At 37.3% G+C, this 20,594-nt stretch carries 17 protein-coding genes; 5 read left to right on the forward strand and 12 right to left on the reverse strand.

Annotated elements, in window-relative coordinates:
- Nucleotides 1-10 precede the first annotated feature (10 nt).
- The 6 genes from LNQ34_RS22090 to LNQ34_RS22110 form a co-directional block, all read right to left on the reverse strand.
- The gene (locus LNQ34_RS22090; protein WP_230001286.1) at nucleotides 11-2,194 is read right to left on the reverse strand and encodes a hypothetical protein; all 2,184 of its coding nucleotides are present in this window, start codon (nucleotides 2,192-2,194) and stop codon (nucleotides 11-13) included.
- Between the two features lie 19 nt (nucleotides 2,195-2,213).
- Complete coding sequence (locus tag LNQ34_RS22095; RefSeq protein WP_230001287.1) at nucleotides 2,214-5,471, reverse strand: DUF6603 domain-containing protein; 3,258 nt, start codon at nucleotides 5,469-5,471, stop codon at nucleotides 2,214-2,216.
- Between the two features lie 134 nt (nucleotides 5,472-5,605).
- The gene (locus tag LNQ34_RS22100; RefSeq protein WP_230001288.1) at nucleotides 5,606-6,301 is read right to left on the reverse strand and encodes a hypothetical protein; all 696 of its coding nucleotides are present in this window, start codon (nucleotides 6,299-6,301) and stop codon (nucleotides 5,606-5,608) included.
- Between the two features lie 23 nt (nucleotides 6,302-6,324).
- A complete protein-coding gene (locus LNQ34_RS22105) occupies nucleotides 6,325-6,768 on the reverse strand; it encodes a tail fiber protein (RefSeq protein ID WP_230001289.1) in 444 nt (147 codons plus the stop codon).
- Nucleotides 6,752-6,844 carry a tail fiber protein gene (locus tag LNQ34_RS23690; protein WP_428979073.1) on the reverse strand — a complete coding sequence of 31 codons (93 nt, stop codon included), beginning with the start codon at nucleotides 6,842-6,844 and terminating at the stop codon, nucleotides 6,752-6,754. The genes LNQ34_RS22105 and LNQ34_RS23690 overlap by 17 nt, the downstream gene beginning before the upstream one ends.
- A 54-nt stretch (nucleotides 6,845-6,898) precedes the next feature.
- The gene (locus tag LNQ34_RS22110; protein ID WP_230001290.1) at nucleotides 6,899-7,042 is read right to left on the reverse strand and encodes a hypothetical protein; all 144 of its coding nucleotides are present in this window, start codon (nucleotides 7,040-7,042) and stop codon (nucleotides 6,899-6,901) included.
- A gap of 856 nt (nucleotides 7,043-7,898) precedes the next feature.
- On the opposite strand from LNQ34_RS22110, the gene LNQ34_RS22115 reads away from it, so the two are divergent.
- The 4 genes from LNQ34_RS22115 to LNQ34_RS22130 all read left to right on the forward strand — a co-directional run bounded on the left by LNQ34_RS22115 (nucleotide 7,899) and on the right by LNQ34_RS22130 (nucleotide 13,524).
- A complete protein-coding gene (locus LNQ34_RS22115) occupies nucleotides 7,899-8,144 on the forward strand; it encodes a hypothetical protein (protein WP_230001291.1) in 246 nt (81 codons plus the stop codon).
- Nucleotides 8,145-8,188: 44 nt separating this feature from the next.
- Entirely contained in the window at nucleotides 8,189-8,368 is a 180-nt protein-coding gene (locus LNQ34_RS22120) for a hypothetical protein (RefSeq protein WP_230001293.1), read from the forward strand.
- Nucleotides 8,369-8,628: 260 nt separating this feature from the next.
- Nucleotides 8,629-12,534 carry a T9SS type B sorting domain-containing protein gene (locus LNQ34_RS22125; protein WP_230001295.1) on the forward strand — a complete coding sequence of 1,302 codons (3,906 nt, stop codon included), beginning with the start codon at nucleotides 8,629-8,631 and terminating at the stop codon, nucleotides 12,532-12,534.
- A gap of 33 nt (nucleotides 12,535-12,567) precedes the next feature.
- On the forward strand, nucleotides 12,568-13,524 hold the full coding sequence (locus tag LNQ34_RS22130; protein WP_230001296.1) for a PorP/SprF family type IX secretion system membrane protein: 957 nt from the start codon (nucleotides 12,568-12,570) through the stop codon (nucleotides 13,522-13,524).
- Nucleotides 13,525-13,898: 374 nt separating this feature from the next.
- Here LNQ34_RS22130 and LNQ34_RS22135 read toward each other — a convergent pair whose 3' ends face one another.
- The 5 genes from LNQ34_RS22135 to LNQ34_RS22155 all read right to left on the reverse strand — a co-directional run bounded on the left by LNQ34_RS22135 (nucleotide 13,899) and on the right by LNQ34_RS22155 (nucleotide 17,268).
- Nucleotides 13,899-14,240 (reverse strand): helix-turn-helix domain-containing protein, encoded by a 342-nt coding sequence (locus LNQ34_RS22135; RefSeq protein WP_230000564.1) that lies wholly within the window; start codon nucleotides 14,238-14,240, stop codon nucleotides 13,899-13,901.
- A gap of 107 nt (nucleotides 14,241-14,347) precedes the next feature.
- A complete protein-coding gene (locus LNQ34_RS22140) occupies nucleotides 14,348-15,097 on the reverse strand; it encodes a hypothetical protein (RefSeq protein WP_230000563.1) in 750 nt (249 codons plus the stop codon).
- Nucleotides 15,097-16,353 carry a site-specific integrase gene (locus LNQ34_RS22145; protein ID WP_230001297.1) on the reverse strand — a complete coding sequence of 419 codons (1,257 nt, stop codon included), beginning with the start codon at nucleotides 16,351-16,353 and terminating at the stop codon, nucleotides 15,097-15,099. Before LNQ34_RS22145 ends, LNQ34_RS22140 begins: the two co-directional genes overlap by 1 nt.
- Nucleotides 16,350-16,904, reverse strand: a complete 555-nt coding sequence (locus LNQ34_RS22150) for a helix-turn-helix domain-containing protein (RefSeq protein WP_230001298.1) — start codon at nucleotides 16,902-16,904, stop codon at nucleotides 16,350-16,352. Before LNQ34_RS22150 ends, LNQ34_RS22145 begins: the two co-directional genes overlap by 4 nt.
- Nucleotides 16,905-17,109: 205 nt before the next feature.
- The gene (locus tag LNQ34_RS22155) at nucleotides 17,110-17,268 is read right to left on the reverse strand and encodes a transposase (protein ID WP_230001299.1); all 159 of its coding nucleotides are present in this window, start codon (nucleotides 17,266-17,268) and stop codon (nucleotides 17,110-17,112) included.
- A 363-nt stretch (nucleotides 17,269-17,631) separates the two neighbouring features.
- Between LNQ34_RS22155 and LNQ34_RS22160 the strand changes: the two genes are divergently transcribed.
- Nucleotides 17,632-17,874 carry a DUF6965 family protein gene (locus tag LNQ34_RS22160; RefSeq protein ID WP_230001300.1) on the forward strand — a complete coding sequence of 81 codons (243 nt, stop codon included), beginning with the start codon at nucleotides 17,632-17,634 and terminating at the stop codon, nucleotides 17,872-17,874.
- A gap of 212 nt (nucleotides 17,875-18,086) precedes the next feature.
- Here LNQ34_RS22160 and drt2 read toward each other — a convergent pair whose 3' ends face one another.
- Nucleotides 18,087-19,673: an antiviral reverse transcriptase Drt2 gene (drt2, locus tag LNQ34_RS22165; RefSeq protein ID WP_230001302.1), complete on the reverse strand. Its 1,587-nt coding sequence runs from the start codon at nucleotides 19,671-19,673 to the stop codon at nucleotides 18,087-18,089.
- Between the last annotated feature and the right edge of the window lie 921 nt (nucleotides 19,674-20,594).

The raw sequence follows: 20,594 nt of genomic DNA on the forward strand, positions 1-20,594 counted from the left end.
TTGTCTTTTTTTATACTTCGATCAAAATTTCTTTTTTAACCGGACTGTCCACCATTTGAAAAGCAAATTCTGCAGAAGTAAAATACTTTCCGGCACTCTTTTCTGTAGTATCCATCCAATCTTTTTCTACCAGTTTCTTGTGCATTACAGCGGCTAAACCTGCTACGTCTAAGATCCTGTTTTTTAGCAAACCATTATTTAATTCTCGATTAACATCGGCAGTTCCGTCAACTATTACCTGATTGGTACCATCTTCATTTTTTATATTTTTTTTGTAACCGCCTTTATCGATTTTTAGTCCAAAATGAAGACCTTCATAAGGCTGTTTTATAATGATACGGGCAATATTCCCATTGAAAATCCCTAAAAAAATATCCGAATCAATTCGTTCAAAACGCAGGGCATTAAGAGCCTTATTTTGAGCATCAAAGGCCATAATTTCTAATCCTCTCCAGCCCGAAACCAGGTCAGAGCGAAATAAAAAGCCCGTAGTATTTAATCTTCTGCCGTATATTTCTCCTTCTTTATCAATTACAACAGATCCGGTGTTATACCCCTCTATAAATTGGCCACTTATCGTCATTTCGAGTAACGGATCATGGTTTGCTACCCTGCCAATGCTAAGCGCTCCGTCAAGCAATGCCTCAATCCAGTTTGGATCTACATAAAACAGGGAAAGTGTGCCGGAATAAGTATCTTCCTTGATGTGATGCTCCTTTTGCAATAAAAATTCATGAGGCAAGAGATAAGAAAAAGGAATACCGTTTACGCTATATAAGTTGTTTAAAAAACGTTTCACTTCTGTTGGAACATCTACTATTTCATCGAACCTCTTTTCTGTTGCCAATTCCGTTTCAACCTTGTCAATCGCGCCTAAATAATGAATTACTTTATCTTTTAAATAAAGGGTACTGTTGTCTTCAAGAATAGTATTTAGAAGCGCTTCTTTTGTTTTGCCGGCAGTAAACTGAGTTTGCGCTAGTCGCCAGTTTAGTAATGCTTTTGCGAACTCCTGATTTTGCAAACCAAGGATACGTCCTAATTGCCATGCTGCTGCAAAAGAAATATCAAAAAACCCCGTTGTTTTATCGTACCGCAAAGCAGCATCTGAAGAGGAGAACGAAACCGTTTTTGAAGTAGACGGAAATAATTTTGGAACAAACGGCCCATGATACCAGCTAATCGTACTGGCTCCTGTTCTAGTTAAATGTTCCAGGGGTACATAACCCGAATCAAAATAAGGACGCAATTCAATTGCTTCGTTTTCTCTTTGAATACTGATCGGTTTTATATCCACACTGTTCACTAATTGCGAAAAGCTCGCATTGCCCGAATCCATAAAATTCCAGCTGGCAAGTACAACAAGTCTGATCTTAATGTCGGTCGGAATATTTGCTTTGGGGCTTGCATCTGCTAGATAACGGGTATGCCCTTCCAAAGAAACTACTATTGCCGTATTCTGTTTTCCGCTTGCTGGTAGTCGGTTGCCCACAATAACAGAAAAAACTCCGTTGCCATCCGCATTTAGGTCAGTGATGCCTTCTTTGTCTTTATTTTCAATACTCACTTCTTTTGCATGTGCCAGTAAGGAAAGACTTTCCATATAGGGGACATGCGTTTCAAATTGTTCCTTTGTAAGATCAATGGTAAAGCAACCATCTGTGCTTTTTTCCCATTCCATTAATTGCAGCACCTCTTCTTTAATTGCTGATTGCGTACCAAAAATTTCAGGCCGAATAATTCCATCTGCTGTATCAGACTGAATCACTGCGGCAAGTGTATTTTTTTCTATTTGCAGCTGACTCATCTCGTCTTCATCAAAAAGAAGAAGTGCCATCCAGGGCACTGGTGGCGAATCCAGCGTATTGCGCTTTTCTTCAGGAGTTGTACTTCTCTGAAAAACCGGGGGCAAACCGTCTATAGTACGTTCCCAGGGCAGGGTTCTTCGGGTAAAAACAAGGTGCGGCAACGACTCAGAATAACTCCCCGATTTGTTTGCAGGCGGATACACCGAATAAATATCATTTGGATTAAGCGTAAAACGTGCCGCATCAACACCAAAATCAAATGTCTTTTTTATATCCTGAATACTTCTATTCTCTTTTAAGATCCGTTGGTTTACTTCAGTCGTATATTTACCGGCCACCATTGGAGGCAAAAAACACTGCACTATTTTAGTATGCTCACTCATCATTTAGTTTTTATACGATACATTATTTTACGTCGGTACTGTATTGCGGTATTTGCCCGATCTCACATAAGACAGGGATACCATTAAAATACACTTCCTCGTTCGTCATATTGGTAAAAATTGCCGCCTCATCGATATCCGAAAGACTCTCATCAAAACCTTCTTTAAGAAGCGCATGTATTTTTTTTCGACGGATCGTTACTGCTGCGTCTTCGTATGTTTTTTCAAGTATACCGGCGATTTTTACTTTATGTTCCTCGTCGTAGTACCCCAAAACTTCAAAGGCATGATAGGCTTCACCGGCTCTTGCTAACGAAAACTTCCAGAAAAATTTCTGTTCAGTCCTATCAAACAACGCTGAGAAATCAAATGTCCGTATTTGTGCAACTTCCGGTAAAGCCGGAGGCTGTAACACCAAACCACTAAGCACATTTTGAATTACTTTTGAGGTGCCCGGATTCAAATTATTGTGTACTGAATCTTCTCCGCTCCATAACGCTTCTGCTACTCCTTTGGCCAAACACAAAACGGCTACGTCCATTTTAACATTATGGAGGATGATATCCACATTCATTTCAAAAGACACCGCATCTTTTTTAAAGCCACACGGTCGTATACCAATGTTTCTTTCTCTTTCGGCATAGGTTCTAGCACCTGCTTCAGATTTCATTCTTGTATCTTTGGCGACTTCTTTGTCGTTTATTTTTAAAACTAAAACAGGGATAAATGAATCTATTGTAATCGCCAATTGAGAAGGGTTTATGACGGGAAATTTAGCTTCTCCCTTGACCTCTATCAGTCCATTACTAATGGAGATATTCGTTGGCTCCGGGCTTGTGACCGTAGCCGTTTCAAGTCTGTTTTGTTCACGTCCGGTTGCTTTTTTCTGCGGAATAAAACCTGTTGAAAACTCCTCCCAATTGAGTTTTTTCGGTTTCTGTTTAGAAGAATCTCCAAAAGGGATCGTAAATGAAAAGATAACCCAATCGACATAGGCTTCTCCTGCAAAAGGGGGCCCCCAGATATGTAATTGCGCTCCCATTTCAAAACTAAAATGGACCCGAATAAATACAATTTTAATATCGGCCTCAATTTTAATGGTGATGCCCATATCAATATAATATTGAAAAGGAGCCCAAAAAATTAACATATCTGCCCATATTACAATAGACACTTTTACAATAGAAGTCTTAAAAAGAACTTCCCATTTACCTCCTGCCATAATTGCCGAAGAAGTAAGCGCATAGTACATTTCTCCTTTAATAGACATCAGATCACTGACTCTCCAACTTAAGGCTAACCTTGGTACAGCAGGATAATGAGCCGGTTTTATAAATTTTGGATGATAGCCCCCAAGCGTAATGACAAAATCACCTTCATGAGGTCCTTTTATCCAGGTGTAAAAAGCAAAGCCTCCCGATAATCTGCAATCTCTTGAAAGAACATATGAATTTGGTGTAATAACAGCTTCAACGGAGATTACATCACTTCCGGGGCCAAAATGAGCCAGAATCGCGAATTCTATATAGACGATGGGCTCAGGTGCCATTGATTTTTCGGGCCAGCTCAATCTGGAAAGCCCCAGAATGGCAAATTCAAGCTGTGTCCCAAAATTCACGGTCAATAAAACAAACGATTCAATAAGCTTAAAAGAAGTGAATTTGATCCCTACCGCCAACCAATAATCCCCAATAGAAATTTCGATTGGTTTTTTGCCATTTTTCATTGGTGTTTCCAATGAAGCCAGCACGGCTAATAATCCCTCATCTTTTTCCGGCTTCATGGCCAAAGCTACAAGCGGGAACAGGGCTACCTCGTCAATAGACGGTACATTTACCTTACGATTGTAGCCAAATCCGGCTGCAATTCCTGTTACAAAAAAGAAGGCCGGGCCTCCAATCGGTCCATCAAAAACGCCATAAATAAATAAAGAGGCCTCATCACTTACTTTGGCATAAGATCCTATGGCGGCAATCGTAAAACGACTTACTTTTATAATTGCTCCTCCGTTGTAAACATCAATCTTTTTTCCTTCATAAATGGCTGTTGCGTGCAAAAATGCTCCGGATATTTCTATCGGAGGCGCTTTATAAGAAAGCCCCAATCCGTCTAAATAGAAATCCGGTATTGAAGGCGGCCAGTGCAGTTTAAAACCGAGACCAAACCCCATTAACTGTAACCCCATTCCTTTCATTTCCATTGAGGCATCGAGCAGCATAATAACGCTGCTGTTCTGATAAGCAAAACCCAATCTTTGAATGGTTATAGGGCCAATTTTTTTATCTAATTTTTTCCATTTTGCATTAGAAGCCCCCCCCTTTTCTAAAGGTACGACAGCGGTAACAGTAGTTTGCTTTGACTGTTCCGGTTCTTTATAGTCCTGATCCGTCCCGTTAGTTAAAACATAATATTCTTCTTTCTTATTGATCTCCAACAGTGTGGTAATATTAAAACCGGAACTAATAGCAACTTGCGGTAATCCGTCAAATTGTTCCAATTCTTCTTTTCCAAAAGTTCCGCCCGCGTAAATGGCTAAAACCTCTTTAAAAGCAAAGGCATTGTTCTCAGATAAGATTGGGCCTGCTAAAGGAAGATCTTTTAAATCTAAATTGATTCCCGATCCCATTCCAAAAAATAATCCGGAGGTATTCTTTGTTTTCTTATAAAGCAAGAAAGCCTTAAATTCTTTTAGGGTAAAAGAAACCTCAGGCATTTTATATGTGGCTTCCTCCCCAAAGAATTTTGTAGCGATTCCTCTTAAATCAATCGTTACTTCCCCTTTATTCTGATAGTTAGCATACACATACCATATTCCTTTATCCTGAGCAAATTCAAGCGAGAAAAAGTGCTCATCCACTTTTAAGATCCCTCCAAACAAAAAGGTCTTTACTCCCTCTATTACTTGAGAATGGATTACAATTCCGGCATCAAAATCTTTTTCGTTTATATTTATTTTGCAGTCAAACTCAATTTTAAATTCTGTTTCGTCAATTCCTCCGGTTCCGTAGGTTACGCAGAACCGTTTGAAAGCAACAGCATTTAAAATCTCAGGAATCTCGATCTCCTTTTCGGTACAACAATTAACTAAATCCTGTACGGTTAAACCCTCTTTTTTTTCAGACTCCAGCGAAGCATATAAAAAACTTTCTTTTTCTGCCTTTTCATTAATTCTCTTTCTATAACCTATTGTAATCGCAACAGCAACAGGATCAAACGAATTTCCTAAGTGGAATTCTGTCTGCCCTGTAAGTTCCAACAATAAAGAGTTTGAATCTGACATATTTAAAAGATATTGGGGTAAGTCAACTGGCAATCAGTCTCCTGAACGCACTATCATTGTAGTCAAGGATAGTATAAATTGCTCTTTTTGAATTTACAACTCCTTAGATATGGATTTTGATTGTGTGTAAAATATTATTCTGCCAACGCCTTAGTATCAACAACTACCGGAGTATTGGTCACTCTAAAACCTGCTTTTTTGATGATAAACTTTCCAAATTTAAAGTCACTCTCCTTTTGCGTTTGCACATCAAAATCGAAGGTATTTTGGGTGATATTGAAATAAAACTCTTTAAAAACAATCGATAAATCTTCTGGTTTATTATCCTTTTCACTTTCAGGATAAGCTGGTTTTTCAGTATCACCGGTTTTATCCTGAATCCACTCTACCAAATTCTTAAGTTTGATGCTGGAACCCGGTTTACCATCTTCTTTATCACTAAAATCGATAATCCAGTCTGCTTTTGGATTTTTGACAGAAGGAATATTCCCTATCCTCACACTAACCACTACAGCAGGTTCTGATTTGTCTTTTGGGCCAATTTCTATCTCTCCGTTTAAACCAAATTTGTAGTTTGAAACATTTATTAATCCACTAATCGTATATTTGGTCTTATCGATAGTCATTCTTCCGCCAACCGCTCTGGCTATCACCTTATCAGCATCCTTCCAGGTCACCTGAATATTATCAGTAGATATCCAATCTGAAATAATTCCATCAGCCACAATTGTGCTGGAATAAGCGATTTGATTGTCAAATTTTTTTACATTTTCTTCAGATAATAGATCTGAAGTTCTAAGATTTTTAATTTCTGTGATTGCTACTGCCATAGTTGTTGATTTTAGAATATTTATTAGTATTTAATTATATAATTCATAGCCAACCATTTTGGACGGTTATCTCCTGTATAGGTATCACTCCGAAAAACGGGTGCCTTTACGGTAACGAGATGGTGGTGACTACCGGCGTATTCGGTACCAATTTCCTTCACATCAGTACCATCAGTATCAAGACCGGAATGACCTACGCCACCAAAATCTTTTTTGTACCAGCGCTTCGGAAATTCATGATTATGATAACCGACTGTAGTGGTGATAGTTGACGTTTCCGGCGGGGTGATCAAATGCGAATGCCTGTCTGCATTGCCATTTTTGCCAACCTGTTCTGTTACATTTGCCGCATTTGCTCCCATAACAAAGGTTTGTCTTAAATCAGGAACTCTAAATTGTCCATTTCCTCCTCCATACAACGTGCCTGTTACGCTAAAAAGTTCACTTTTGTCACCTGACTGTCGCATAAGAACTTCCGTCGCACAATAGCCAGTCCTCCGGTATTTTTGAACCTGCAAAAGCCAAAATAGATCCAACTGGCATAATACTACCCGTTTTATCTGCAATTCTTCCTTCAGACTTAATGTTTCCATCTACCTAAAGTTTCTCCTTTGGATCTGTTGTTCCTATGCCAACATTACCATTGGGAAGTATTTTTAGCGCATCGTTTTGTACAAACGATACTTGAACATTTGCCACTAAGCAAACAATAAGCGTTACGATGTTTATTCCTTTTTTCATATAATTTGATATTAGTGTTATTTATTTAAAAATTCAAACTCATATTTTTTTCCAAATGCCATATAATCATTTGATTCTTCCTAAGCGCTTCAACAATTTCGATCCATACAAGTGCACATTTAGTAAATTGAAAACTTTTAAAGCTTAAAAATTTTCTCGATCTTTTTTTTATTAAACCAAGTTTTTTTTTAAAGATAAGTTAGCCCCTATGATGTAAATTAAAAAAATGACATGAGTGCCATTTTTTTATGTATAAAAAACCGAAATAACTGTACAAAAATATTTTTAGGCCAAGGGAAGTTTTGTCACATTTGAAATATGAAAGGAATACCTTTTTTGGCACAAAAAAATAAGGCAGTACTGTCGCATCTGCCATGTAAACTCGAAAGAAATCGCAGAGTTTGCAAATTCTGGCAAAAGTGAGCATCCCATTCCGGTAAAAGAGAGCAATTTGTTCCGGTTTAAAGTGACCACTCTATTCTTGTAAAAGAGATCAGTTGATTCCGGTTCAAAGTGACCACCTCAAAAAGCAGTGTTTATAAAGAATATCTTACTTGTTTTTAAAACAAAAGATATGGCAAATATTTTCTCACTCATAACAGAAAATCTCTAACTCATAGCACTAAATTATTCATTTAAAGCATTTTTTTTATTTGTATTACAATCAGATATTAGTTTTACTTCAAAAACAAAGTTTAGCATAAAAAAGTAGTTCAATCTAAGATTTTTATTTTAAAAATAAAACAATATATTATCAGAGCATAAATTGTCTTTTAGACGAAAAGTTAAATTTAATTTCCTTAAATATTTCCTTAAGGGAAAAAACGTAGAATGTTCTATCTGCGAGCAAAAATATATGACTTTTCTTCCCTTCGGATTAAAACATAAAAGACCCAATGCACTTTGCCTGAATTGTTTTTCTCTGGAACGCCACAGACTTATCTGCCTGTTTTTTAAAAATAAAACGACACTCTTAAATTCTAAAACCAGAATCAAGCTGTTTCATGTTGCGCCAGAATCGGCTTTTTTTGAGCATTTCAGAAAAAACAAAATGATTGATTATTATCCAATGGAAGTCTCTGGAAGATCGATCCTGACTTAGATGGTGAAGATAAGGAAGATGGATTAGCCAATAATCGAAAAAGCATGGAGTATATCGATAACGATAACATCACTTTGCTTCGAGTAGTGCTGAACTCCATATTGAGAGCGCCTGTAAAAAGATTATATATGCCGGTTTATACTGGCAGGCCGTTTATATCAACGACAGGAGCAGGAAATTTAACCCTAATAACGAAAACAACTTTTCAGGGACAAAACGTTTAGACGATTGGGAAAAAGTTAAGTTTAAACGTCCTTGGGATACCAATTATCAGGACATAACAGCAGATGAAATCATTTTCGACGGTTTAAATGAAACCAACATACGTGAAAGTTTTAGAAATGCTCCTTACCTGTGTTACGCAGACGTTACAAATCGCTTAAAAGAATTTGGAGATCCTAATGGTAATTATTTTGTTGCAAATGTTAAAGCAACCAAAGGAAGAAGGACTTTAGGTTCTACTTCCGGCTGGACATTAGTAATTGTGTATGAAGACATCACACAGCCCAGTAAAAAAATTGTCACTTTTGATGGTTTTGTCGGAGTTCAAAGAGATGCAAATCAGGGAGAACTGACGGAACTCAATTTTACCGTTGACGGATTTATCACCCCCGCAGGTCCCGAACCGGTAAAGGCCACTATAGGTATTGTTTCTCAGGAGGGCGAATTGGCTTACCTGGGTGACTATCTGAACATCAAAACGATAGGCAGCAATGGAAAGCCGGTGTTCAAATCTATTTTTAATGAGCTTAATGATGTGAGGAATGTTTTTAATTCTTCGATAACCATTCCATCTGCCCCTTTATTTACAGATAGTCCGGTCATACCTGGTGCCGAATACATCACCAAAAGAAGCCCTTCCAGATTAAATACCTTCGGTTTTGATATGGATCTTATCAATATCAATAAAGGGTATTTACGGAACGGTCAAACATCGCTCGACCTTCAATTAACGACCGCCGGAGATGCTTATGCCGTTTCATTAGTCACTTTAGCAATAGATATTGTACAACCAAATATTGTCATTAAACAAACGGTTACAAATGAAAATAATGTTGAAGTCAAAGACAATGAGGTTGTCAATTTAGGAGAATACTTAAAATATAAAATAACCTTTAACAATAATGGCGATGACAATGCCAGAGAAGTTTTAATTAAGAGCATTCTGCCTAAAAATGTAATTTTTAATTATCCGCAAGACCTCACCAGTTTACCCAACGGTGTTACTGTAAGTTCAGTGGTCACTTATGATGCCAATGGCAATCAGTTATCGGGCTATAATCCCGAAACGAGAACCATTATTTTTGAAGTCTCAGACAGTTTAGTAAATATTGACGGCACCCCATCTGTTATCGAATTCAGAGTTAAGGTCGTTTCCTGTATTACTTTAGATTCAGATCCAAATTTTGAACAGAGCTGCGACCTGACCATTACGAATGAGGTTTCTACCAGCTTCACGGGAGTTGTCAATCAAACCCATTTTAACGGTGACTCGGGTTTAATTTATAACTGTGAAAATATAGATGGAAAAACCAATAACATATTAAGCAATTTACTGTTTTGCGACAAACAGTCAGAAGCCCTATTATGTCCACCTAATACAATATTGTCAGCAGAAAATGGATTTGCGAGCTACAGTTGGTCCAAAAATCCATCGGGGATCCCTGTGTTTCAATCGGGTCAAACCATTACTGTAGACGCTATAGGGACTTATTATGTGGTCTGCACTCCTTTTGCAAACCCCTTACCCAATCAGGCTTGCGCCACACTTAAAGAAATTATCGAAGTCAAACCTTTCATCATGTCCGATCTGGATCCTCTGGGAGGAGCTTTTGGTGAGAAGATCATTTGTGCAGCTAACAATGCTAAGGAGTTAACCAACTTTTATCTGTGTCCCAATAGCCCTGTTAAAACTATTAATCTGAACATACCCGAAGGAGTGTCCTCTATAACATGGGAAAAAAGTAACTGTGCTCTCATTCCCGGCGCAACTTGCCCTGATGAATCCACAGCTTGTCAGTGGGATACTTTAAACAACAATAATAATCGAAATTATGCGATTACTTCAGAAGGACAATATCGTGTCATACTCAGTTACGGAACTAATTGTTCGGCTCCATTTTATTTCAACGTTTATGGCGAAATAGTACCAACAGCAACTTCTGAGAATATTTTTTGCCAAACAGCAGGCAACATTACTGTCAATAGCCCGGCAATGGGAACCGGCTATGAATACAGTCTGGATAAAATAAATTATCAGACCAGTACAAATCTGCCCGTAAAAATTGCCGGAACCTATACGGTGTACATCAGACCCAATTCAACCAATAAGGCAAAGTGCTCTTATGAGATTCCTAATATCAAAATTGAACATAAAAACTTAAATATTACCCACAAAATCTCCAATTCAATTCTAAACTGTTTTGATGATACGGCCTCTATTGAAGTCACGGCAAACAACGTACGTTCCAATTATGTGTTTACTATTTATTCCGGGAATGAAGTTCTAAAAACCTCTGGAACAATTGCAGGTAACACCTATACATTTGACAATTTGAAATCTGGCGACTATAATATTTTGGTTACTACAACAGACGGATGCGAAGCTCGTTATCCATTTACAATTACAGGTCCAAAAGTACTTACCGCCAGTACTCAAATTACTAAAGTTCCTACCTGTACTCCTGCCGAGATCACGGTGACTGCCATAGGCGGAACGCCTCCCTACACTTTTACGGTATTGGGCAATAATGCAAATGGTGAGGAATATCAAAAATATTATACCGGTCCTAGTCCAATGAGTATCATCATACCAAATCATAGTTCCGCTATGAATTATCGATTTTATGTCATAGACGCGAATAATTGCAAAGAAGTTTATGCAGGGTCATTCAACTATAATCCATTAGAGGCTTTGACGTTAAAAATAAATTCATCAAAAAACATCAAATGCAAAGGAAATTTAACGGGTGAGCTTTCGGCCCAGGCAAAAGGTGGTTTAGGCAACTATGTTTTTACGCTATTAGATCATGAAGGGCTTGAACTTCCCTTTAATCCGACACAAAGCACTCCGGGTAATTTTACGCAATTACCGGCCGGTTTGTATCAGGTTAGAGTTACAAGTGGGGACTGCGATCCGGTGATTGTTCCGATAGAAATAGAAGAACCCACGCTCTCCCTTACCCACCGCGTAAAATATGACAATGTTACCTGCGCCGGTTTAGCCAATGTAACTATTGAAATGGAAGCTAGCGGTGGAACCGGAAGAATTAAATATGCAATTTCGTCATTACCCAACCAGTTTTTTGATACGGGTATATTTAGGGGGATAAAAGCAGGAACCTATAATATTACCATTAAAGATGAAAATGATTGCCGCATTAATGATGTAATTACGATTATCGATCCGAAGCCAATACACGCTTCTGTAGTACAGGGCAGTATAAAACAAGAAATATGTATTGGAGAAAAAACAGCTGCTTTTAGTATTGACATATCAGGAGGAATTCCTCCCTATAAAACAAGTTTAGACAATCGCAATGGGACTTACACTCAGGATCAACTAGATTTCGACAACCTTTCTGGAGGCAAACACACTTTATATATTCTGGATAAAAATAATTGTCCGTTTGAATTAGCAATCCTGCTGGATATTCCAACCATTGTTCTTAAACCCACTGCAAAGGTGAGCTATGATTGCGAAAGTAATACTCCCGGAAATAAGGTTACTGTAAAGATCGACGCCAGTAATACAAATCCCACTTTAATAAAGTACTCATTAAACGGAAAAGAACCTAAGCAGGACAGTAATATATTTCGCAATGTCCCCGCCGGAAATCATTTTGTAAAGGTAGAGCATGTAAGTGGATGTAGTGAGGTTTCACCTTTGTTTGCCGTTGATGAATCAAACCCTCCTTTGACGATTTCATTAAGTCAGGGAGGACTGAATGAAATCATTATAACCATAAAAGGAGGTTCAGGTTTTTATAACAGCCTTACCATCAATGATGAAGTTTTAAAATTTACTACTAAATATATTTATTACAAATCCGGAGATTACACGGCGACTGTTGTCGATAGTAATGGCTGTACCGCAACAGCAACTAAGTACTTTGAATTTATCGATATCATAGTTCCCAACATTTTTACTCCAAATGACAGTGGTATAAATGATGGCTGGAAACCATTAAGACAGGATAACTATCCCGATATCAGAATCCGGATCTACGATCGCTATGGCCGTGAAATATGTGTGCTAAAACATGAAGAGTCCTGGGATGGAAAGTATGAAAGTGCCAACCTTCCCACCGGAGATTACTGGTATGTTTTAAAACTTAGAAACACCAGAGATGACCGGGAATTTATTGGAAATGTGACTCTTTACAGATAGTCTGTAATCTAACGTTTAAGTAATAAAAATAAGATGAAGAAAATTATAAACTGCTTCTTTCTGTTGAATGTAATGATCAATTACAGTCAAGAACTTAATGTACCGGTAGCTACTCAATATTTGGCAGATAATCCCTTTATTATTTCTCCTGGTTATGCCGGAATTGGTGATGATCTTAGGATTAATTTGAATGCTTATAAGCAATGGGTGGGTATCGAAAATGCCCCTCAGAATCAATCTTTTTATGCCGATCTTCGAATATTAGACAGATCCGGAGTTGGATTATCCTTGTATAATGATACTAATGGGAATGTCAAACAGGCTGGTGGCAAATTTACTTTTGCCCATCATCTTATTCTGGATTATTATTCAAAACAATACCTTTCTTTTGGTATTTCCTATATTTATAATTCATTTAAAATAGATATCAATAATAGTAAACCTGCTGAACCGGATCCTGATATAACCGATAACAGGTTTACATCCAATAATAATTTTGAAGCTGGTTTTTTGTATCGCAACAAAGGTTTTTATTTCAGCGCCAATATGACCAATATTTTGCCTAAAAAATTGGATTCTTTTACAAGTCCTGAACCCAAAGAACTGACCAACTACCAATTCTACACCGGATATGCTGTTCGTTTAGAAAACGAAACGGAAATCGAGCCTTCTATCTTTTACCAGTGGTATAAAAGTGATGGACGTTCTGTTACCGACCTGAATTTGAAATACCGAAAATTTAATCGGTACGATGATTATTACTGGGCCGGTATATCGTACCGATTTCTGAATGATCAAATAGGAAAACCATTAACGATCGGACCAATGATAGGCTTCAAAAAGGCTTATTTTACTTTAGGTTATTCCTATCAAATCATGATGAATGATTTATCACAATACAATTCTGGTACCCATTCCATATCTATCGGACTAAGGTTCTTTCAATCCATAAGCAATTGCCCATGTACCCAAAAATATGTGCGCAATTAATAAAAAAATGAAAGTGATACCTTTTTTTGCCACAAAAAACTAAGGTTATTAGTTTACTAAGGAATTGCCTATTTTTGATACAAATAGGATTATATCACCTCATTTAAAACAAAATAATGTTCTTAAAAATTGACCATTCTAAGTTTCGTGGCAAAATCTGGCACAGTGGTTAAAAAAATTTAACAAATGCAGTATAAGCAGGGGTTTAGACGTTTAGGTTCGAATCCTGCTCTCCTTGAAACAGTTGAAATCGTGTCAAAGCAATTAATATTAAAAGGATGTTGTATTTTTCTTTAGATAACTTATCGCTTTGCACTAATTTTTTTTGATACTGTAATGGATTGAAATAAGTATTCTTGCGGGCTATTATCCATCTATTTATTTCGATTATGATTATATTTCAATACTTCTGATTCGATTTCCTGTATTGTTTTCTTTTTCCCTTTAGAGATCCATTCTAAAAGTTCTTCTTCAAAAAAGTACAGCTTTTTACCATATTTATAGCATGGGATTTTTCTCTGCCTTACAAGAGTGTAAATTGTAGGCTTTGCTTTTCCAATTAGCCGGCTTACTTCTTCAATACCAATAGGAATACTTTTTTCTTTAGATTCAAATACCTGTATATTTTGAATCAGAATTTTAATCTCGGTAATTTCTTTCACTAAGTGTGCTACTGCTTTGGGCAGGTTCTCAAAAGAGATTTCGTTTATGTCCATAACTAACATTTTTACTTGTTATGACACAAATGAAAAAAGTGTTTCTGCTGTGTGCTTCTTTACAACAAAAACACTTGAAAAACACAGTGTTTTATACCTATTGGTATTTAAAAATTAGTAAAATCTTCCATAATCTTTATAATCCCTTTCTGTTCATCATCTTTTAGATGCGTTTTAATGCTATTCTCTTCAACATCTTTTAAAGCATCGGCAAAAGTCAGTTTTAAAAATTGTGCGACTCTGTCCTGTCTGCTGACTTTAAAGCAATTCCAGATATTCCAGCCAAAATGATAAAGATCGAGATTAGACAGATATTTTACTTTTACCGGTCTAATCTTTTCGAAATTTATGCCTTCCGCATATATGATTATATTCTTGCCCAATTGTTTCAAATCATCATCTGACGTATACAGCGCGAATTCTTGCTGTGCATAACGGATGGCAGTATCAACTCTAGATTGTTTTTGATTTTTGACTGCAAGCTGTTGCTGCTCCCTTATCTGTTCAATATCTCCGGCTGAATTTTTATTTTCAGACAATCCGGGTTTAATTAAAACATCTCGTTGCCTCTCTTCTATTTTTTCAAGGTCTATGCTTGGAATCCAGCTTTCAGGTAATTCCTTTTTTTTAGCCTTCAAAAAACGATTCAGTATTCTGGCAGCCAATTCGTTTAGAAATAAGCTTAGAATTGCAAACATTAAAACTCCAAATCCAGTGCTGATCCAGAAAAATATGCCAGCCGTATATTCATCCGCACCTTTTTCCAGAAGTACCAGTCTTCCGATTATGCCGACAAAGACGCAGACTAAAAAAACAGACAGGTAAACTGCAATATATTCGAAGTACTTTATTTTCATTACGCTCTTTTCTTTAAAGATTCCAATTGTATTGCCTGCGAAGCTCTGTTTTTCTTCTCATCTATTACTTTGGCGTATATTTCAGTAGTTTTTACATTGGTATGCCCCAGCATTTTGCTGACCGTATAGATGTCTGTCCCGCTCGACAGCTGCAGTGTTGCAAATGTATGGCGGAAGCAATGGAAGGTAATGTTTTTTTTAATGCCAGCAGATTCAACCCATTTTTTCAGAGGGCGTGAAATCCACGACGGGTCCGGTAGATCCTCAAAAACAAGCTGCGCGGAAAGCCTAGGTTCTCCGCACAGCTGGAAAGCCTGCTGGGAAATAGGCATATATTCGACACCCTTTGTCTTTTTCTGCGTGAAATGTAGTTTAGCGATGCCATCTTCCAGGCTGATCTCTTTCCAGCGGAGCTTCTGAATGTCGGAATGCCGCAGGCCAGTAAACGCTGAGAAAAGCGCGGTTCTTTTAAGGACATCTTTTTCGCAGGGCGTTTCGACCAATGTATTCAATTCTTTAATGGTAAGATATTCGCGTCTTGATTCCTGCTCAGGTATGCCTTTTATTTTTGGAGATAAGTCAACGGTTAAATATCCATCAATAAAAGCCTGTTTCAAAGCGGCTTTAAATATGGAGAAATAGGTTGCCGCAGTGTTGCGGGAAATGGTTCCTTTTTTACCTCCTCCGCGTGGAGCTGATAATAAAAACAGTTTAAAATCTTCCGCCATTCTGCTGTCAATCTGCGAAAACATTAGGCTGTCCGCTGAATAACTTTTTAAAAATTCTCTGGTGCGCTCCCAAGTGATCTGAATGGATTTTGAACTTCGGGCATGCCTTTTAGCCGCCACAGCAGCAATGTATTTAATAAAATCCTCTTTTGCTTTTTCTTTTTGCTGAGTCAATAGGTTCTCAGCATCACTGTACAGATCTGTATTATCGTATTCTTTCTGCCGTATATTACGCACTGCGTCAGCATAGAGCATTATTTCACGGTCGCTCTCGCTTCTGCACATTATAATTCCGTTATCGTTGCGTCTGGGTTTGTAGGATTTTATGCCCTCTGCATCTGTGCGGGCAGTTCTTTTCTTGTCCCACTCCACTGTTGTTACGGTTCTGTTTAAATATTCACGGATTCTCTGGGGCGTTTTCTTTCTGGAAACCTCAACAGGATAGCTTTCTATGTAGACATACCATTCTTTTTGGTTTTCTGCTTTTCGAAGACGCACAGTCACCTTGGTTTTTGCTAATTGTTTCATATAAAATCATTTCCGTTATACAAATTATCAATTTCCGTTTTGGGGGCATATACATGCTTTCCGATCAGTCTGGTTGGGATTGAATATTTCCTGATATGATTGTAGACAGAACCTTCAGATATTTGAAACCTTTCAGCTATCTCGCCAATGGAATAGCAGTCTTCTTTTTCAAGGCTGTACAATTTTCTCTTCGGTGTGTTCTCAGCTTTCGGCAGGCTGTGGCCAGGGCCGTACATCCCTTCCATGATACTCCGGTCTATCCTTACAAGGCGGGTTCCTAAATTGACTGAAGGAATTTTTCCCTGGCCGACAAGCCTATAGAGGGTTCTTTTGGCTATGCCAAAAAGTATGCCAGCTTCTGGGACAGAAAGAAATACTCTGTCCTCCGGTATTTTATCTATCATCCTTTTCAGCTCCGCGTCCTTGTTAAACTGCTTTATCTTCTGTTTGTATGCTTTTTTACTGCATATAGCCGAGCAGTAAACAGAAGCCACTGTTTTGGGCAGAAACTCCTCGCCACAGTTAAGACATTGTTTTTTTATTCTTTTCATCGCCTTTATCTCCTCATTAAGGTACCATAAGTATACATAAATGCCACTTTATCGCCTTTTAAGTGCCGGTACAAATGTGGTACAAATATATGGTAAAAAACGATTAAAAAACAGCCGAATCAAAAAGGAATAAAAAAGAAAAACCGCTGTAAACATTTCTTTTACAGCGATTTAACACTTATTATTAACCGATGTTAATCAGTACTTATTTCACTTCTTCATATTTCTGGAACTCATTTTTCCATCTATAGATGTTTGTAGCAGCGATGCCAAATTCTTTTGCAACTTTAGAAAAATTTGTTTCGAGCGCTAGTTTTACAATATTTATTTTAAAATTACGGTTATAAATTTTATTCTTCTCCATTTCCTAAAGTTTAGGTTCCATTACGTGAATTTAAGAAATAATGAGATAGATATATAAAAGATAATGCTTTTGTAATCATATCATTATCTTTATTAAAAATCTAGGTTATGTAGGGAAATTAAAGTGGTAACCTGGGTATATTAATATCTAAAATTCATTGAAAGCACTTCTTCAAACAGTAAAAGGAAACAAAGATTTATGGGATCACAAAATTATCTGCGTGTAAAAAATAAATCCAATCCCGCAGCTACAATTCTTTGATTTTCAGATGAGTTAAAAAAAACAACCCCAAAACAATAAAAATACTTTATACTATCCCCCTCCGCCCTTGCCCTCTCTGCAATTTTTACCTAATTTTGCCCCATGACCCCAGAAGAAATAAAACGCTATTTTGAAGCCACTCCCCCGCCTGAGGAAGTGGAGTTAAAGCCATGGGCTAAAATCACAGATTCCCAGCTTTTCCTTAAAAGCTGTTTCCTTACTATATACCATTATAAAGGAGACCTTGAGATGTGCCCTGCCTGGTGGCATTTAAAAGAGTTTTACGTGCTTGTCAAACGCATGGCGCAGGAAGCCAAAAGTGAAAAGCCAACGGAAGAATCTTAAGATGAAGCACGTTTAGACGCCTCTTTATCTTTACATTTTATAAATTTTACTTCTTTACACGGTTATATTCTGTAATACCGCCTGCGATTGATTATTGTTAAACGTGAAATATACAGCGTAGGAAAAAATGCCGAACCGCTAACAGCTTTTTGACTCAATTTTATCACAACTCCTTAAAAAAAATTACAATGTAAGCATGGAGCTGATAAAATTTAAAACTTCAATTTTTTTCTGCTCACCCTTCGTCCCTGTTCTTTCTTTTTGGTATATATATATTCTTTAAATTCGTGGCGTGTGAGAGATTTCATTAAAATCTCTTTTTCCATAATTACAAAATGTGCAGACAGCTGTTTTCTAATAGATTTGGAATCCATCCCTTCCCGATAGGCTTTCATTGATTTAGAGTAATAACGCTTCTTTGAAGCCTTTACTGCATAAGAAAGAAAATTCCTTTTTCCTAAATGTGAATATCTTTCAAAAATCTGCTTTTTTAATATTTTATCTCTCTTGGATTTATCACTATACGCCATCATAACAGTCTTTACAATCCTGCCTTTCATTTTTCTAAAATAACGGGAAAGACTCCCGGGTCTGATATAAATTGAGACTCCATTAAACTCAAAACCGAGGTACTGCAGATTCCTGTAAAACTGCTGCTCATTCTGGGGAGTGAAAACTGGTGAAAATTTTTCAATTTTCTTCTGGTTAAATCCTCTGATTTTCCCAGATAATGTAGGCCTGAAATGGATTATTTCAGTTTTTTTTGTCTGAATAACCAGTTTATAAGCAGCTATTTCCTTTAGAACAATTTCATTGATTTGTACTGCCTTTTCAGAGTCACAGATTATCAAAAGATCATCGCAGTAGCGACGGTAGGTAAAGTCCAGCTCGATACTGAGATTAAATATTTTTTCATCAAAATCAATCAGGTAAATATTCGACAGCAGTGCGCTCATGGGCGAGCCTTGGGGTATTCCCCGGAAACTTTTTTCACCTGCTTGGGAAACTTTAGGAAGATTGACCGTAATAAGATTTCTCTTCCTTAGCAGATCAAATTTATTGTTGAATGTTGCCCCTGCAGCATTGTCCGGCATTAAATCCAGAAGGGAGTTCCAGCTTGATGCCGTTTTTAAATCTATTTTAAAATGCTTCAATATACTGTCACGGCTTATGTAGCTGTATTTTGTCAGAGATCTGAAAATTTTATACTGGTCTTTTGTCAGCTCTTGAAGGTTCAGTATTTTACACCATTTACTTTTTAAAATAGTGTGGTCAATATTATCAAAATAACCCGTGATGTCAAGTGCGATTGAAGTGCAATGTCCGTTAGATGACGTCTTTTTCCTTACAGCTTCAAATGCTTCTTTGGCAAATTGTATATTACATTTCCCATCAAGATCTGATCTGTAGGCCAGAACACATTCACTAAAACCTTTAGCACGAATATAGTGCTGGTACTCTTCGGTTAAAGCAAAAGAATAATAACCATAAATATAAGAGTCAAAATGCGAAGCGAAAGCGATAGGTCTTATTTTAGTTTCCAGACCATAAGTTTTTTCGTTTTCCTGAAATCTGAATCTCGGTGTTTTAGTAAGTATTTTTACAAAAGGCAGAAAAGAATGTTTTGCTATAAGCTCCATATTTGACACGAGCTTTTTGATGTCATTGCTGTGTTTAAAGAAATTAAAATAAGGATCAAGATGAGGATAGGTTTTAAGTTCAAAACTCTCCTGGCTTTCGGCGGTCCTAGCTACAAAACGTTTCCATAAATCCTCAGTAAAGAGTAGAGTTTGCTTCATTACAATTTTATAGGGACACCAGCAGGAATGCAGTATCAGTCATTAACATTTCCTGCTGATGTACAATGTTAAACATTGCTTGGCAGACGACCGATTTCCATCGTCCTGGGGTTTACACCCATTCATGCCTTAATCCTCACATTGGCTGATAGAATTCTGTTCTCAGCACTTCAGATTGGCTTTTTTTTTTCCAACCTTCCCAAGATTACCGGCAGTCTGACTGAACTGCTTTTGTGGACCTTGAAACCTTGCAGAAATGTTTTACACCTGCTCGGACATACCAGACAGAGCCCGGGAAATCTTACAAACAATAGAAATGTTATGAAAGCAACTTTAATCTTGACATTATGGCTGATATTTCGTATATTGGTGGAATATTTCTTCCCCTTTGGTACAGAAATTGCAGTGTATGTCATAAATCACATTCTGTCTGTCGCGATAGGCAGAATAGTCAACTTAAACATTCAACCCTCCGGACTTTACCGAAGGCACTTATATAATTCAAAATCTGTGCCATAAATGATTCTTCCATCTTCTTGAGGTATAACGTTCTATAGATATCTGTTTTTGGCAGAAGGTTTATTGATTTTGAAATATTTGTCAGATATCTGATGACATATATGACATATACCATCCCTGTTTTTTTTCGAATCCTGTAAGGTTTTTTCGGTCACTTTCTCATTTATGATTAGCAGTACACCAACTTGGTTTGATTAATTGGCTAATTCATACCTACTCTGTGGTTGCCTGTCACAAAAAATATGCAAGCTAATACTTTAGCCCCGATAGCAGTGGAAATCCTTTTGTGCCGGGGTTCGGCACAAAAGATTGCAACGTATAGCGGGAAAAAGCTCCTAAAAAACAGCACTATATACAACTCACAAAGATGATCACTATGAATTAGATTCCGGCAATAAAAGA

The sequence above is a fragment of the Flavobacterium lipolyticum genome (assembly GCF_020905335.1).
Lineage (GTDB): Bacteria > Bacteroidota > Bacteroidia > Flavobacteriales > Flavobacteriaceae > Flavobacterium > Flavobacterium lipolyticum.

Coding starts and splice junctions, on each gene's coding strand:
- LNQ34_RS22130 (WP_230001296.1), top strand. CDS start 12,568: ATGAAGAAAATTATAAACTGCTTCTTTCTGTTGAATGTAATGATCAAT.
- LNQ34_RS22090 (WP_230001286.1), bottom strand. CDS start 2,194: ATGATGAGTGAGCATACTAAAATAGTGCAGTGTTTTTTGCCTCCAATG.
- LNQ34_RS22110 (WP_230001290.1), bottom strand. CDS start 7,042: ATGAAAAAAGGAATAAACATCGTAACGCTTATTGTTTGCTTAGTGGCA.
- LNQ34_RS22155 (WP_230001299.1), bottom strand. CDS start 17,268: ATGGAGAAGAATAAAATTTATAACCGTAATTTTAAAATAAATATTGTA.
- LNQ34_RS22150 (WP_230001298.1), bottom strand. CDS start 16,904: ATGAAAAGAATAAAAAAACAATGTCTTAACTGTGGCGAGGAGTTTCTG.
- LNQ34_RS22160 (WP_230001300.1), top strand. CDS start 17,632: ATGACCCCAGAAGAAATAAAACGCTATTTTGAAGCCACTCCCCCGCCT.
- LNQ34_RS22095 (WP_230001287.1), bottom strand. CDS start 5,471: ATGTCAGATTCAAACTCTTTATTGTTGGAACTTACAGGGCAGACAGAA.
- LNQ34_RS23690 (WP_428979073.1), bottom strand. CDS start 6,844: ATGCCAGTTGGATCTATTTTGGCTTTTGCAGGTTCAAAAATACCGGAG.
- LNQ34_RS22105 (WP_230001289.1), bottom strand. CDS start 6,768: ATGCGACAGTCAGGTGACAAAAGTGAACTTTTTAGCGTAACAGGCACG.
- LNQ34_RS22100 (WP_230001288.1), bottom strand. CDS start 6,301: ATGGCAGTAGCAATCACAGAAATTAAAAATCTTAGAACTTCAGATCTA.
- LNQ34_RS22120 (WP_230001293.1), top strand. CDS start 8,189: ATGGAGTATATCGATAACGATAACATCACTTTGCTTCGAGTAGTGCTG.
- LNQ34_RS22145 (WP_230001297.1), bottom strand. CDS start 16,353: ATGAAACAATTAGCAAAAACCAAGGTGACTGTGCGTCTTCGAAAAGCA.
- LNQ34_RS22115 (WP_230001291.1), top strand. CDS start 7,899: ATGACTTTTCTTCCCTTCGGATTAAAACATAAAAGACCCAATGCACTT.
- drt2 (WP_230001302.1), bottom strand. CDS start 19,673: ATGAAGCAAACTCTACTCTTTACTGAGGATTTATGGAAACGTTTTGTA.
- LNQ34_RS22140 (WP_230000563.1), bottom strand. CDS start 15,097: ATGAAAATAAAGTACTTCGAATATATTGCAGTTTACCTGTCTGTTTTT.
- LNQ34_RS22135 (WP_230000564.1), bottom strand. CDS start 14,240: ATGGACATAAACGAAATCTCTTTTGAGAACCTGCCCAAAGCAGTAGCA.